At 64.1% G+C, this 14854-nt stretch carries 14 protein-coding genes; 5 read left to right on the forward strand and 9 right to left on the reverse strand.

Features of this window, described 5'->3' with window-relative positions; all coding sequences use genetic code 11:
- Window positions 1–944: 944 nt before the first annotated feature.
- From ACQPXH_RS00185 to ACQPXH_RS00195, 3 genes are all read right to left on the reverse strand, one after another.
- Window positions 945–1538, reverse strand: coding sequence for a hypothetical protein (locus ACQPXH_RS00185; protein ID WP_433600326.1), 594 nt, complete (start codon window positions 1536–1538; stop codon window positions 945–947).
- A 184-nt stretch (window positions 1539–1722) separates the two neighbouring features.
- The gene (locus tag ACQPXH_RS00190) at window positions 1723–1845 is read right to left on the reverse strand and encodes a hypothetical protein (protein ID WP_433600327.1); all 123 of its coding nucleotides are present in this window, start codon (window positions 1843–1845) and stop codon (window positions 1723–1725) included.
- Window positions 1846–2632: 787 nt separating this feature from the next.
- Window positions 2633–3235, reverse strand: coding sequence for a phosphotransferase-like protein (locus tag ACQPXH_RS00195; protein ID WP_433600328.1), 603 nt, complete (start codon window positions 3233–3235; stop codon window positions 2633–2635).
- Between the two features lie 737 nt (window positions 3236–3972).
- Here ACQPXH_RS00195 and ACQPXH_RS00200 point away from each other — a divergent pair.
- The gene (locus tag ACQPXH_RS00200) at window positions 3973–4590 is read left to right on the forward strand and encodes a hypothetical protein (protein ID WP_433600329.1); all 618 of its coding nucleotides are present in this window, start codon (window positions 3973–3975) and stop codon (window positions 4588–4590) included.
- Between the two features lie 910 nt (window positions 4591–5500).
- Here the strand turns inward: ACQPXH_RS00200 and ACQPXH_RS00205 are convergent.
- The 3 genes from ACQPXH_RS00205 to ACQPXH_RS00215 are packed head-to-tail and all read right to left on the reverse strand — an operon-like array spanning window position 5501 to window position 6777.
- The gene (locus ACQPXH_RS00205; RefSeq protein WP_433600330.1) at window positions 5501–5872 is read right to left on the reverse strand and encodes a hypothetical protein; all 372 of its coding nucleotides are present in this window, start codon (window positions 5870–5872) and stop codon (window positions 5501–5503) included.
- Window positions 5873–5923: 51 nt separating this feature from the next.
- Window positions 5924–6340 carry a roadblock/LC7 domain-containing protein gene (locus ACQPXH_RS00210; protein WP_433600331.1) on the reverse strand — a complete coding sequence of 139 codons (417 nt, stop codon included), beginning with the start codon at window positions 6338–6340 and terminating at the stop codon, window positions 5924–5926.
- Window positions 6337–6777: a hypothetical protein gene (locus tag ACQPXH_RS00215; RefSeq protein ID WP_433600332.1), complete on the reverse strand. Its 441-nt coding sequence runs from the start codon at window positions 6775–6777 to the stop codon at window positions 6337–6339. Before ACQPXH_RS00215 ends, ACQPXH_RS00210 begins: the two co-directional genes overlap by 4 nt.
- Before the next feature lie 538 nt (window positions 6778–7315).
- Here ACQPXH_RS00215 and ACQPXH_RS00220 point away from each other — a divergent pair.
- Together ACQPXH_RS00220 and ACQPXH_RS00225 are read left to right on the forward strand one after the other, a co-directional pair.
- The gene (locus ACQPXH_RS00220; protein WP_433600333.1) at window positions 7316–8497 is read left to right on the forward strand and encodes a tyrosine-type recombinase/integrase; all 1182 of its coding nucleotides are present in this window, start codon (window positions 7316–7318) and stop codon (window positions 8495–8497) included.
- 77 nt (window positions 8498–8574) lie between these two features.
- Complete coding sequence (locus tag ACQPXH_RS00225) at window positions 8575–9177, forward strand: hypothetical protein (protein ID WP_433600334.1); 603 nt, start codon at window positions 8575–8577, stop codon at window positions 9175–9177.
- 167 nt (window positions 9178–9344) lie between these two features.
- On the opposite strand, the gene ACQPXH_RS00230 is transcribed toward ACQPXH_RS00225, so the two are convergent.
- Window positions 9345–9770 carry a hypothetical protein gene (locus ACQPXH_RS00230; RefSeq protein WP_433600335.1) on the reverse strand — a complete coding sequence of 142 codons (426 nt, stop codon included), beginning with the start codon at window positions 9768–9770 and terminating at the stop codon, window positions 9345–9347.
- On the opposite strand from ACQPXH_RS00230, the gene ACQPXH_RS00235 reads away from it, so the two are divergent.
- The gene (locus ACQPXH_RS00235) at window positions 9750–10319 is read left to right on the forward strand and encodes a hypothetical protein (RefSeq protein ID WP_433600336.1); all 570 of its coding nucleotides are present in this window, start codon (window positions 9750–9752) and stop codon (window positions 10317–10319) included. The genes ACQPXH_RS00230 and ACQPXH_RS00235 overlap by 21 nt on opposite strands.
- A 451-nt stretch (window positions 10320–10770) precedes the next feature.
- On the opposite strand, the gene ACQPXH_RS00240 is transcribed toward ACQPXH_RS00235, so the two are convergent.
- Window positions 10771–11715, reverse strand: a complete 945-nt coding sequence (locus tag ACQPXH_RS00240) for an alpha/beta fold hydrolase (protein WP_433600337.1) — start codon at window positions 11713–11715, stop codon at window positions 10771–10773.
- 829 nt (window positions 11716–12544) lie between these two features.
- A complete protein-coding gene (locus tag ACQPXH_RS00245; protein WP_433600338.1) occupies window positions 12545–13369 on the reverse strand; it encodes a helix-turn-helix domain-containing protein in 825 nt (274 codons plus the stop codon).
- Window positions 13370–13990: 621 nt separating this feature from the next.
- On the opposite strand from ACQPXH_RS00245, the gene ACQPXH_RS00250 reads away from it, so the two are divergent.
- Window positions 13991–14824 (forward strand): hypothetical protein, encoded by an 834-nt coding sequence (locus tag ACQPXH_RS00250; RefSeq protein WP_433600339.1) that lies wholly within the window; start codon window positions 13991–13993, stop codon window positions 14822–14824.
- Window positions 14825–14854: the final 30 nt, after the last annotated feature.

A 14854-nucleotide genomic window follows, 5' to 3' on the forward strand; every position in this document is an offset into this window, starting at 1 on the left:
AGATGACAAGTGCCGCAGTCGATCACGAATGATCGAGCACGGCACAGAGTTGTCCGTGTTGCGGACGAGGACTGAGGTTCACCGGCGATGGTGGCGACAGGGATTGCCGGTTACATCCGGTGTTCACGGATGCGATTGAGACTGCCTGGGATACCGATGGGTAGAACAGTATTTACGGCTACCTCGGCGTGCGGACCGACCGAACCCCTATAGCAGCTCGAGCCTTGTCCTCGGCGGGTCGTATCGCTGGATAGTGCTCGCGCCGTTACGGTCTCGCAGTGCGAGCCCGCGGACTGATACAGAGGTCTCCGCATGAGCAGATTTCGAACAGGGTTGACCCGCATGCCGGCTACGCCCCCGATCCGAGTCACACGACGTGACCCCGAGGGGAATGAGTCGGCAGTGTAGGCAGCGCAGCCGTTTGCGAGTGGCGGACACAATCCCGAGACCGGACATGAGCGGCTGGTGTCGAGTACCGCGGAAGCGAGTGAGATCTGCACGAAAACCCAAGCAGTGCCCCACAAATAAGGGGGCAGACGAGCCTTCTTGGTGGACGGTTGCACAGTTGTGCCGTCTGCAAGATCATCACGCAAGCAATATGAGTTCGTCAAGCCCTCACCGATCCGGCCATGCCCGTATCGTCTCGGAACTCGGCGCCACAGACCGTTCATCAACTGCCCTGGCCGTGCTGGCCCGGTCGGAGCTGGGCTCACGGCAGATAGCTGCAGTCGGTGCTGGCCGCGTCGCCTCTTGCTGCGTGTTCTTCTCGAACGACGCCGTCGACAATGGCCACAGTTCGAAGGCGAGCGCGCTCATGGCCAGCACCGGGAAAGCTCGGGCATCGAGCTTTCCCGGTGCTGCACGCCAACGACTGACGGTCCGGGCCGGCCGGGCGGGCCGGGCGCCGCAGCGTCCGATCCCGCCTGGCAGGGGTGCGGCTCGGGTCACCGCGACCAGGAGTACACCGGGTAGACGGCGTATTCGCAGCCCAGGGTGGTTACCGAGACCTTGCGGGTGTCGGTGGTGTTGGGTGGTGTGGTGAGGAACTCGGTGTAGGTGGGGCACGCGGCGCTCTGGTGGGCTATGAGGGTGGTCTCGACCACCGCCTGCGCGCCGTGGTTACGGTCGAGCACCACGGTCGGCGGGGTGTCCTGGCCCTGCGGCAGGCCGCCGAACAGTGCGCCCCGCGGCTTGCGGACGGCATCGACCTGTGGACCGCCGGTGACCGCTGTGATACCGGGGTAGCCGGTCAGGCTGCACGCCCCGCTCGCACCCACCACCCAGTAGTTCAGCTTGAACCCCAGCGTCGCCCCCGACGGGTTGGTGATCGGCTCGGCGTTGAAGTTCAGCTGCCCGTCCGCACACGCGGGCACCTGTGCGGTCGGCTGCCCCTGCAGCTGCACCTGTTGCGCGCCGGCCTGCGCGGCCGTGGCCTGCGCACCTGGCACCCCGGGCTCGCTCGTGCACCCGGTCAGCACCAACGCCGCCGCCCCGAGCACCGAGAACACCCCGGCGGTGGTAGCGATTCGTTTCGTCATGGACAACACCTCACGGTCGAGTCGGAACCGGAAGCCGTGCGCTCCCGATCGACGTATCCATCCCCCCGTAGGGACGATCCCGTCGCACATCGAATCGCCTGGCGCCCCCGCGGCCGTTAACGCCCTCGCGGACAACCTGTTCCGCGACCGGCACCCGCGCCGTGGGCCGGTCACCGGCCGATGATCAACCCGCCGCCCCGGACGGCGGGGCCTCGGCCAGCGCCAGTTTCAGCTGTTCGCTCTCCATCCGCAACCGCCGCTGTTCCGTCGTGCCCTGCGCCCCGGCTGCGCCGCTGGGGGATCTCATCCGACGCCTTGGTCCTGGGCCGACGGACTTGGCACCGGATCGGCGAGCCTCGGCGCCACAGTGCCCATTATCGTCGCGGGCCGGGTCTTCGCCGCCGAGACCTTCCGGTCCGCACCGTGAGTCCGGCCATGAACATTCGACCGGGCACGTGGTCGTATGCTGAGTTGGCCAGGGGTGCTGGCTATTTCCCGTCCGAGCATGTTCCCGTCCGAGCATGGACTTGCCTATCGCTGATGTCGTGCGTCCACAATGGTGTCGCTGCGCGTAAGGGTGCCCAATCAAGGCCTTCGTAGGGCGGCGCAGCTGCCACGCCCAGGGATGTCACACCAAGTCGGTTCCAAACCTGCTGGTCTGCTATCGATTTCGAGCTCACTGCCGTTCGCAGACAGGCACGATGGGCGTACTGCCGAATCAACGGAGGTCGATCGACTGCACCTGATCGTTGCTGACCCCCTGCGGTCACCTGGCAGGGGTGCTGATGATGACCTTGGCGGTCTGGCCGGTGCGCGCGGTTTCCGCGATCGCCGCGTTGACACTCGATCGCAGCATCGGAAACCGTTGCCGATGTGGCAAGTTCGACCCACCCACACAAATGAGACCACACCGGCGTCGACATCACCTTCACCCGCGACATCCAAGACCACATCGAGCAGCGACATGTGCGGCAATTCACCGAATAATGATGCGACACCCGCTGATTCGTGCCGCAACTTCCCAACGTGCGCAGTGAACTCGTGCAGCGTTGGACGTCCCAGTTTCCGGAGACGCAAACGCTATCCGGACGAAGTCACTTGTCCAGAGTCTGCCGCTGTCGCAGGATGACTCTGGCCAGTTCGGCGGGCGTTCCGGTGGTTGTATCGACAGTCGTGTCATAGCGGTAGCCGTGATCGTGGACTGTGCGGAAATGGCCGCGCGCTACCCCGATGTTCTTGCCACGAGCCAGTTCCCGCTGCTCAGCGACAGCCAGCGGGCAAGTGACACAGACCAGCTGAACGTCCAGGCCGGCCAACGCATCCATCCACATCGGCAGCAGATCTGGGGTCAGCAGCATCTCGTCGACGACCAGATGATCGCCACCATGGGTGAACGCGGCGGCCGCAGCGCACGCCGACCGCAGCATCCGCCGACCGACACCGCCGTAGCGAATGACCACCAGCTGATGACCATCCGCATCACGGCCGGTCCGGTCATACCAGAATCCATCACGGCTCAGCGGACCGTCACGTCCACCGCCCCAGTTCGGCGGCACCAACCCGAACAAGGTATCAATCCCCCAATAGACAAACGGGATGTCGCTCTCATCCTGAATGGCACGCGCCAGGGTGGTCTTACCCGCGCTCGATGTCCCGTTGAGGAAGATGACCCGATGAGGGAGTTCCACGCTCCGCATCCGACCACGCTATCCAGTCGCTCTCGGTCACCCTGGGAAAAGTGACAACTACAACCTGCAATTGGTGTCACCTATCACCTGCAGCTCTGACACAAACCCCAGGCCACCGAAAGCCCCGGTGACAACTACGACCTGTCGTCACATCGTGTGGATCATCGTCGCAGCGCCGAGTCGGATCTGCCGAAGTGATGCAACATGTTTCGCGGCGGAGACGAGACCATGACCGAGGTGTACACCCGATCGGGCTCGACGGCGTCCAGATCGGGGACTCGCAGGTCCAGGGATGACCGGCAGGGACCGCTATCCAAGTAGTCGGTATGCCTCGTGATCGTCCTCGGTTGTGGTTTCCAGGGGCGTAGCGGTACCAGGTACCGCCTGCTGGGGCGGGATGGCGGTGTCCGGTGGTGTAGTGATCCGAGTGCATCGGCGGCGACCGGAGCGGGTGCTTGCAGAGCGAGATGCCGGAGCGCGGCGACGCGGCCGGCATCGAACGTCTCGTTGTTGGGCGAGACCAATCCAGTTTCGGCACCTACACATTTCACCGATGCACGCCGTGGCAGCATGGCCGGCAGTGCTCCGATCACGGCTCCGCATCACTTACGTGTATCGTCTGCCGGTTCACCACATCGTGAACCAATCCGATGCCGTTCCGGTGCGGTCGGGTTCGCTTCCGACACCGGGGCATTGTTCAATTGCATTCCGACGCACGCCCTTTGCGTCAGAAAGAGACCTCACGCATGCACCTCACGAAGTTCGCGGTGGCCACGGTCATGGCTGCCGCGGTCACGGTGACCGCCAGTGGATTCGCTCACGCCGACGTGCCCGCGGCGCAGCAGGAGAGACCATTCGCCCTTCAGGGCACCGATCACGGTGTGGCCTTCACCATTTCTCAGTCCTCCGATCTGAAGGAGGTCACGGTCAACCTGGACGGCGGCCGATTCACCGCGACCGACACCGGCTACACCGTCGCCGACGCAACCGGTGCGCGTATCGGCGAAATTCCCTTCCGGACAGCCACTTCCGACGGCACTGTCGAACTCTCCGCCACTGTTGACCCGACCGGCACCCACCTGAGCGCCAAGCCCATCGACGGATGGGTCTCCCAGCGTCAGATCAACACCCAGATGGGGGCCGGCATCGGCGGCACCATCGGATTCGTCCTGGGGAGCTTCCTGGGCCTGTTCGGCCTGATCGGCATGGGTGTGCTCGCCATCATCACGATTCCGGTCGGCATGATCGCCGGCGGTCTCATCGGCGCCGGGATCGGCGGGGCAATCGGCAACTCCCTGCCCGCGTCCGACGAACCCAACATCTGGGAATACCACTGCGGCCGCCCGCACGAGCCTCGCTGCTGATCGAACAACCGAAACGGCGCCGCCCGAGCACTGCGCCGGGCGGCGTACTCGACCGACCTTGTCCGCGGCGGCCCGAGTCCGAACCGACGGGAGCAGTGTGCGCGCCCCTCGACGCACCCGCCCGCGTCCTGCTCGCCCCCACGACGCGGCCCTGGCCATGCGCGGGCTCGGCGAAGCCCTCACTCAACATCCCAGCTGTGTGACCAACTCGCCCACTTGGCGGACACCTTCGACAAGAACCCGGACCTGTGTCGCCGACTCCGCCTCCCAGCCCGCCGTTCGGATGGCGGCCATGGCCGCGAACACGCTGCGCGAGCTGTCCACCACCACCGAGCTGCATCGGACCGCCGGTCGAGGCACTTCCCGCGCGGCACTGTGCGCGCCTGTGTCTCGGCGATGTGACTGTGTCTCGGCGATGTGACGGTTCGCGACCCGACGTGCCGCGGCAGGGAAGTGCGTACCGCTGGTACGAAACCCGCACGGTAGGAATGTTTCTCGCGATCAGCGCGGCCCGCATCGACAGTCGTCGCGGGCACGCTCGGGCGGCCGCGATCTGCCGTCAGATGCGTCGGCTTCCGGTGGCAGAGCAATCGTCGAGGGGCGCGGCAACAGCTACCGGCGAGTCGTCTGATTGTCAATCTGCCTGATTCACAACCTTATTCGCCGTGTCGGCGCCATCCGGTTCAGCGTTGTGCGGTGGCAGCGCCGAGTCGCTCGTACCGTTCCTTGGTCCGTCCACCGAATCAGTGTCTGGTCGTGGATAGTCTCGATGTCGCGCCGCCGAAGTGCCTGCCGCGCCGTTCAGTTGGATCGGCGGCGCGCCGCCGATCAGCGAATGTATCCCTGTGCCCGGCCCAGCGACCGTCGACCAGTGTGCCGCCCGAAAAGCTGGCGACCTGGTGGTGCGGGACTAGATCTGCAACTGATCGTCGATGTTCTTCAGGCGGTGCCTTGCCAACGCGAGGTTGGCGCGGTTGCGATCCAGGGCGAGGTAGAGGAAGAGGCCATGGGATTGGCGACTGCTCAACGGGCGAATGATATGGTACTGGCCCGACAGCGAGATCAGGATGTCTTCAATGTCTTGCTGGAGGCCCAACTGGGCGAGAGTGCGTTGTTTGGCGCGGACGATCTCGGTATTGCCCGCCGCGGCGATCTCGAGATCGAGGGCTTTGGAGCCGCCGGCCGTGCCGAGGGCCATTCCGCTTTCGTAGTCGACGATAGCGGCCCCGAGCGCGCCGTCGACGGCCATCATTTCTTTCAGCGCCGTATCCATATCCGACATGAGTCATTCCTTACTGTGCTTCGATTCATCGGGGTTGTGCAGGTACAGACGTCAGCCATTTGGAGCGTGTAACTGGGCAATGATCTTGCGCGCCGTGGCACTCAGGCGACCCAGGCTCACCGACTGGGCACTGCCCACCACCAACACCAGGGTGCTGGTCAGAGGGAAGACTCCGACGCACCCCCGATCGGCTTCGAACAGTACCGATTGTGATCGTCCGTGCGAGGCTAGTACTGCGAAGTGGTCGCCGATACTGGCCGCCGCCGCAGCGACCACCGACCCCCGCAGCGCGACTTCATCTTCTTCGCCGTCACTGGAATTGCCCGATGCCACGACGAGGCCGTCACGGCTGGCGATGAAGATGTATTGCGCGTCGGCGAACGACTCGCACGCCTCGGCCAACAATTTCGCAACGGCGTCGGGGTCGCTGAGCCGTATCGCCTTGCGCTGTACGTGTTGTTGGTTCATATCCGGACCGCCTGCTCGATATGACGTAGGTGCCTGCGAGCCAAGGCCAGATTTGCTTGCGCGCGATCGAGCACGAGGTACAGGAAAAGCTTGTCGCGACGATCGGGAACAGCCGATACACTGTCGGGCCGACTCTCCAGCGGCATGACGATGTGATACTGCGATCCCAGGGTTACGAGAATGTCTTCGATTGCGTCGTCGAGTTGCAGCGTCTCGATTGCGCGCATCTTCGCCTGTACTACCTCTGCGAGTGCTGCGCCGGCGATGTCGAGATCGAGTAGCGAATTTCCACCCTGCTTGCCGACAGTCGAACCGGTGTCGCAGTCGACGATCGCAACACCTATAGCTCCATCCACCGACATTCCGTCGCGCAGAGCATCATTGAGATTCACGCTACCTCTACATATGAAAGATGTCCGAGCACCGACCGAAGTCAATGCGGACAGTATCACTCGGTCTGCACTACTACCAAGTCATGCCGGGACCATCGCGCGTGCTCTAGTTGATGCCCTTGGCTGATAACGCTCCGACCGGAAGATATCTTTTGGCTATCAGCTAGTTTCTACCCTTGGTAACGCCGTGCTGACCTCGTAGTACGTCGTCCAAGGCGAATCTCTGGTAAACCAAGATCGCACCGAGACCGACTGGATTTCTAGCACCGCCACGATCGATGGCAGGGACAAGCACTGCCGGAACCCGTGTGCGACTCCGCACACCTGTCCGGTATCGGGTTGCTTGTCCAGTATCGGGTATGGGATACCGAAATGGAACGCGCGTGCGGCGCGCTATGGAGACGTCGGGAATTCGGGCGCACGGGTGAGCGGGGAACCGGAAGTTCAAGTCCCCCTTCGCCCACATCAGTTGCGGCTGGTCAGCGGTAAGATCGAATCGGATCTCTGACCGGCCGTCAACACTCCGGTCAACATCTTGTATTCCACGGGATGTCGGCACAGTCACCCTTTCACGGAGGACTTTGTGCCCACTCCACGTTCTGTCACTCGCACCGACGGTTCCATCACCTGGAAAGTGCCGTTCCGGCTGCCCCAGCCCGGCGGCAAGCCCAAGCAGACTTCCGAGACCTTCGACGACTTCGAGTCCGCGCGCAAGTTCGCCGACCTGATCGAGAAGCACGGAGTCGTCGAGGCCCTGCGAGTCCTCGAGGTTCAGCGCTCGGCGGTGGTCGCCGCGCCGACAGTCACCGAATGGTGCAACTTCGTCGTCGATCACCTCTCGGGCGTCGAGCCCTACACCAAGAAGAAGTACAGGCAGTACATCGTCAACGACATCGATCCCTTCATGGGACACCTTCCTCTCGATGCGGTCACCCAGTTCACCGATGCCGCCTGGGTCATCCACATGGAAGAGGAGAAGGAGTTCGCAGCCAAAACCATCCACAACAAGCACGGCTTCTTCTCCTCGGCGATGAAGGCGGCGGCCACACTCAAGCCTCAACCGCTCATCCCGTACAACCCCTGCGCGGATACCAGGCTGCCGAAGATCTACCCGACGCGGGTCATGTTTCTCGAACCCGACGAGTACGGGCTGTTCGTCGGTGCGATGCCCGACCGGTGGGTTCCGCAGGTTGAGTTCTCCACAGCCTCGATGGCCCGGCCTGCCGAGATCGCCGCGCTGCTGGTCGGCGACATCAACCGCGACACCGGTGCTGTGGACATCAGTAAGGCGTTCAAATACACCGGTGGCCGCTTGAAGCTCGGGCCGCCCAAGACACAGCGGGGCGTTCGCGTGACCAATGTGCCGATGGAAACTCTGGACCTGCTCGACCTGGATCGGCCGAAGAGCGAACTGCTGTTCCACACCTACCACGGCAACCCGATCCGGCCCTGCTACTTGTATCAAAAGGCATTCGTTCCCGCGCTGCAGAAGCTGATTGTGCTCGACGAGAACGGCGACGTCGTCTCCGACGAGTTGAAAGGCAAACGGCCCAGCCCCTATTGGCTCCGGCATACCGGAATCAGTTGGCGCCTGCTCGGCGGTGCGCCGTTGTTTGTGGTGAGCCGCGACGCTGGTCACGAGTCGGCCGTCATCACCGACAAGGTCTACGGGCACCTGGACCGCTCCGCCAGCGCCGATGCCGCCAAGGTCTTTGCCGCCCGCCTTCCGCGGTTGCACCGCCCGATCCTGTCCATCGCCGCATGAACGCGCCGATTCACCAGCACGCCGAATCTTGGTTGTCCCGCCGTTCTTCGCACCGGGGAATCAGGAGGGGGCCCGTTGTGCTGAGCCTCGACGAGTTCACCGCGGTGCGTGATGGGTTGCCCGCGTATTGGCGTCAGCACGCCGACTTCCTGGCCGTGGGAGCCGCACGTCTCAACGAGACCGCTGCGGTATTCGTCTGCGACGTCGACCCCGACACCGCCAGCTGCGAGATCTCCAAGACCTGGACACCGACAAACGACGGATGGAAGATCCGGCCGAACAAGTACAGCCGCAGGGTGATCCGCCTTCCCGAGGCACAGATCGAGCGCCTCGACCTGGACCGCCCCGGCGACGAGCTGCTGTTCACGACCCGCTCAGGCGGTCCAGTCCTCGGACATCTCTATGCCAAGGTGTGGAGAGGCGCACTGGCCCGTCTGCTCGACTGCCACGACGAAGGCAGCGACCCCCTGCACGGCAAACGGCCTCGCCCGGAGGACGTACGTTGGAGCTGCGCCGAATGGTTGTTGTCTGCAGGTGTGCCATTGGCGATGGTCGTCGCGCACCTGGGCTTGGCGCGTATCGACACGTTGATGTCGGTGGTCGAGAGGTGTGTGCCTGAACTGAGTGCGACCACGACCGGGGCCACCTCCGTGGTCGAGCCGCCACCGGTCAGCCGGTAGTCCAAGCGCGCCGCCTCCATGCCGCCCGGCTGTCCGCCCCGATCGACCTGCGGGCAGCCGGGCACTCGATCCGATCCGATTTCATTTCATTGCAGTCTGACAGACGCTATGAAATGAAATGCATTGAAATGAAATGAAATCCAATGCTCAAGGTCATCGCTTCGTCCTCATCCGAAACCCCTGATACGTGCACTTTTCCTGGCTGCGATCGACCGGTCGCGGTCAGCGAACACCGGCGCCGTCCACTGAAGTACTGCGACGATCCCGGCCACACGGCTCTCAAAGCACTGCGCAAGAAGCAGGCACTGGCGAAGGCAGCGGCCCGAGCCGAGGAAGCTGCCGTTCCTCGTACGGTCACCGGTGACATTGCTTCGCTGGCCGGACTCGTCGACCGCTTCGGCAAACTCGGCACTGAACTCGACGCCGTAGTCACCGATGCCGGAGATCTGTTCGACTCGATCCGCAATCCGGCCAACATCGCCCATGAGGTCGCCGAAATAAAGCGCAGCACCACGATCCAGGTCGCCGAAGCGGAGCAGGCTCGTGTACATGCCGAGCAGGTCGCCGATGCCATGCGCCTCCAGCTCGACCAATCTCGCGATCTCGAACAGGTGGCTCTCGATGCTGCTGAGGAGGCCGCGACGGCTCTCGATCAAGCCAATGACCGCGTCGAGGAAGTGACCGCCGAGGCGAACCGGCGCATCGCGGAGGCTGAAGCTGCCCGTGACAGCGTGTACGACGAAGCCGAGCAGGCACTCAAGCAGATGCGCGAGCACGTCGATGCCGCGAGAGCCGCACAAGCGCGAGCCGAAGGTGAACGTGCTGCGGCGCTGAAGGCTGCCGAGGCGGAGCGAGCCGAGGCGTCCAGGCTGCGTGAGGTGTTCGAGAGCCGGACCGAGGAGCACTCGCGCCAAATCACACATCTGCACTCGGTCCACACCGAGGCCCTTTCGGCTGCGCATCGTGCCGCCGAGGAGGCGGCACAGGCTCATCGCCAACAGCTCGAACAGAGCCGCCGTGACCACCGTGAGCAGATGGCTGCGGCGCAGAAACGGGCCGACGCCGAGGCGGCCCGGCTGCGTGCCGAGTTGCAGGCGGCACGCCGTCCGGCCATGGACCCGGCCAGCAGCGCTTCAGAATGAGATGGCACGGCCCGGAGACAGGTGCACGGGTTCACCTGGGATCACACTCCGGGCCGTGCCGCTCCCTGTGGCACGGTGTCGGCTGAGCCGCACCCAGGGAGTCATCGGGCCGGCGGCTGCCAACTTTGGCGGCGTTGACGCCGACTCAATCCCGCTGCAGAGGAGATCGCTTGGGCAGATGACTGACCCAGCGCATCAGGCGTAGGCGTAGGCGGATCATTAGAGGGCTGGGCGGTCTGCTTTAGCGCCGCCTGGATATCGCTCTCGGTGAGAAACCAGGTTCGGCCCGCGCGATGACCAGGCAATAGCCCCGCGTTCAGCTGCCGCACATACCAGGCCCGCGACTTGTGCAAGCGCCGTGCGCCTTCCTCGACCGGCCAGGTCTTCTCAGCTGTAGTGCCCTCGTCGTCGCGAGCAGGCTCACCTACTGGCGAGGCCGACGGTTCCCTGCTCATCCTTCGGTCTCCGCGCCGTGCACCCCCCAGAGGGCGTCGTTCTCTGCACCGGCGGATGTGACGCGGACTAGCGGACCACCAACCCGCACGATCGCGGATTCGACCGCCGCGGCAGACAGCACCGGATCAGCTCGTGGCAGCGAATGACCGACTCCGGTGACCAGCTCGAAATCAGCCTCGATCTTGTCGGCGAAGCGCTCCGACTGCGAGGGGGGTACGACGCCGTCGCGCTCGGCACCCAAGACCATGGTCGGAACCGCGCGCAACGTGGTCACGGTCTGCGGTCCCAGATAGAAATGACGCAGCGAGAGCACGAAGTCGCACAGCACGCGCGGGTCGACCCGATTGCTGCCAGTCACGAACGGGGAGCGTGACCCATATCGCCTACTCAGCGCTCGGAAGCGAGCTTGCAGGGCTCGGTGGGCCAAGACGTTGAGCGTATCGAGCGCGCCTGGACGCGGCCCGTTCAGTGCGTTGGGGATCGAAAGAAAATAGCTCGGCAGCGTCGGGTACTCCGGGAACTCACCGGCCGGGTTGAACAGCACTGCGGCGGCCAACGTCTGGAACTGCCTGGGATGGTGCTCGGCGAACGCCTGGGCGACGTGACCGCCCGCGGAATGCGCAACAAGGATCACGCGGCCGACCACACGCGAAACGATGGCATCGAGATCAGCGGCCAGGGTCGCCAACGTGGTGAAGGCCCTGCGGTGTGGCCATCCTGAACGGCCATGGCCACGCTGGTCGTAGAGATACAGATCGACAGCGTCGCCGAGGCGGCTTGTCAGATGTTCTGCCAACGGAGCCCAGTATGTCGAGTCGGTCAGCAAACCGTGCACGAAGATCACCGATGTCGGTGCACGGCCGGTGCCGAATCGCTTGGCCGACAGTCGAACTCCGTCCGGTGCCGGGACGGTGAGGATGCATTCCTGGGGGAAGGTCATGGGTTCGGTTCCTCGTAGAGGGGCAAGGGGAAGGTCGACGGCATCGAGGGCTTGGGAGCTGCCGGATGCCAGTGATCGAGGGAGGTGGGTGTGGTGTGGTCGCACCGGACAACGGGCGGATCGGCGTTCGCCGCCAGCAATTCCGCAGGAGGCGTTCGCCATCCGGCCTCGTCGCACATCTCGCAGGAACGCCGCCGAGCGCGCTCGGCGACCGCTGCTTCGTGCAGTTCGTCGCGATGGTGGCGATCCCAGGCGGCACGAGCCCGGCGCGCGGTCCGGCAGGCGCCGCACAAAGGTGTCATGGTGGCGCCGATATGTTGCGGGCATCGCCCTGGCGGAGCCGAATTCACAACCCATTCCTTTCGAGGAGCGCACGGTAGTGCGCACTTTCGGGTGATGGGATTCACGGGCGTGCAACAAGATACGGGTGCAGCAGAGCAGTTCGGACACAGGAATTCAGAATCGATATTCTCGCGCAACGCGAATCAGCCGATGTAGGTAGGACAATTGCTTCGGTGGGAATGGGCCGCCCGATCGGAGGGGGTGATCGGGCGGCCCGCGCAATCCCCCTAGAGGGAAAGATTTGGACGCGCCGGGATTTCTAGAGCGTTATCAGGTCGAGGTCCGACCAGCGGTGGTTGAATCCACGTATTCTCCTGGCTCGAAGGTGTTTCGGACTTCACCATCACAACCGCGTAATCCCGTGAGTGTCTACTGTTTTCGGCTACGCCATCGAGTGCAATACACCTGCGAGTGCATGTGCGTGCATCTGCACGTGCATCCAGCTGAGCCTGATGTGTTCTGGGACGCAAACAGCCGATTTCGTGATCTATGCCACTTCGGCATGATGTCCGACTTCCTTGCAGCCGATGAAGCCGTGCAGGGCGTAGCCACCGCATTTGCCGGTCACAAACTCATTGACGCGCACCAAGTACGGCTGGCGTGTGACCGGATCGAGCAGCGTCATGAACGGGTCGGCAGGCCCGCGGCCGAATGCCATCCGTTCGTCCCGACTCCACCGTCGGCGGAACTCGGGATACGCCTCGAGCGCCCCGAGGAGCTCGTCGGCCCAGTCCGTGTTCGGGCTCATCGCCAAACGACCGCGCAGGCAGGCGATCCTGATCGCGATCTCGTGGTCGCGGTCCAACAGAACATCCCGCGCCTCGTCGGTGAACATCCACAGCTGTTCGTTACCGACCTCGGCCAGGCCGGGAAACGCCCGCTCGTGAGCGCTGTTGTGGGCCACCAGGTTCCACCGGGAATCGAAGTAAGCCGCCAGGTGTGGTTCGGCTCTTATGAGCGTGTAGCGCTGGTTGGGGGTAAGGCCGTGGCGCAGCTCCTCTACGGTCGGCGTCGGGGCGGGAACCTCGACGCCTGCGAGCTGGAACAAGGCCCACCGACCGTCTTCGTCGAGTTCCAATGCGCGAGCAATTGCCTCGAGCACTCCTGTCGACGGCTTCTTCTTGTCCCCGTGTTCGAGCTGCACCACGTAGGACAAGCTGACCTGGGCGAGCTCGGCCAGACGGTTCATGCTCATCTTCGTGCGGCGACGCGCAGCCCTGATGTACCGACCGAGGGTCGGACGTGACAGCGGGCGGACCCTCGCCCCCATTTCAATAGCGAATTGTTTGCTAGCTGAGCTGTCGTTGTGCATTCAACCCCCTTGTTTCTCAAGCAGGCATTTCCTCCAAACGCCTGTGATGGATAGGACGGCGGAACTGGTTTCCCGGTTCCTTCGAGGTGGAAGCGTATTCGAATCGTGATCTTGTGGAAGGGGTCGGACTGACACTGTGCGGTGTAATGCACTGCGACGTGTAATGCACTTGGTGGTGCAAGTGAAAACTATGGACACGCAACGCATTTCACGGTTGTGATGGTGAGGTCAGAACGATACACGTGAATCGGAAGGAGAATCCGTGGACCCCGCCATCATCCTCAGCGTCCTCAACACCGGCAGTTCGATCGCTGCAAACGCAACGTCGGCACTGGTGAATGTGCTGAATATCGTATTCAGCTTCCTGTAGGGACTCCGGGGCCGCCCGACAACGAATACTTCGGGCGGCCCATTCCTCCATTTAGAAACTCTCTTTCGACTTTGTCGATAATTCTCAGCGCAGAAAGTGGATCGCGCATGCCTTCATCCGAGAACCGGACCTCGCTATGCGTTTCTCCGCATGTCGAGAGCGCCTCCCAGCCCTCCGCACATCGCTGGCCTCCCCATGGGCAGGCCAAGCGCCGAATCCAGCGGGGCGTATTCGTTGCCGCTGTTCCTCTGATGGTCACCTTGGCCTTGGTGATCCCGGCCGACGCCGCCGTCGGTGAGATCGCCGACCAGCCCGGGGTGACCAGCCCGGCGCAGCCGGGAACAACTGCGCCGCCCCCACCGCCAGCGGCACCTGAACCCCAACCCGAACCCGAGCACACCTCGCCCGCGGTACGCAACGATGCCCCCTCCCGCCCGGTCCCTCCGTCGGAGCCCGCTTCACCGATCGTCTGGGAGGACCTCCACCTACCCGAACCAACGCCGACGGTCGCGCCGATCGAACCGCCGCCGAAAACGATCAGGATCGGCGACTGGAGCACCCCAAGCCCGGACTGGCTCCCCCCGGAGGTCACGGACGGAATCAACACCGCCGCCGCAGGCTTCGAAGCCGCAGCCGCACAGTTCTGGGACAGCATCGGACTACCCCCGGAGCGCAGTGACCGCGTCGCGGCGGCAGGTACCGCAGGAACCGGGATCGGTGCCGTCGCCGCTGGAGTTCCGGCGGCTGCCGTGGCTGCCGTTCCCGGTGCGGCACTCGGAGCCGCGGCCGGTGCCGCGATCGGTGCCGCTGTCGGAGTCGTCGGGTCTATCGGCGTTGAAGGCGCATTGGCCGTCGCAGGTGCGGTAGCCACCGCAGAAATCGGTGCCATTCCCGGCATCCTGGCGGCGGCTGCCGCTACCCCCATCGTGTTCGGCGGGACTATCGGCACCGCCACCGCAGTCGGTGCCGCGATCGGAGCCGCGATCGGCGGGGCGATCACCGGAGCGCTGGGCGGAATCCCCGCCGCCATCGCGGGCGGGACGGTCGGTGCCAGCGTCGGCGCAGCTGTGGGGGTGGGGGAGTGAGCAAGCACCGAGCTCGTCAGCGGCACCGCG

It is taken from the genome of Nocardia sp. CA-135953 (assembly GCF_050955735.1).
Classification (GTDB): domain Bacteria; phylum Actinomycetota; class Actinomycetes; order Mycobacteriales; family Mycobacteriaceae; genus Nocardia.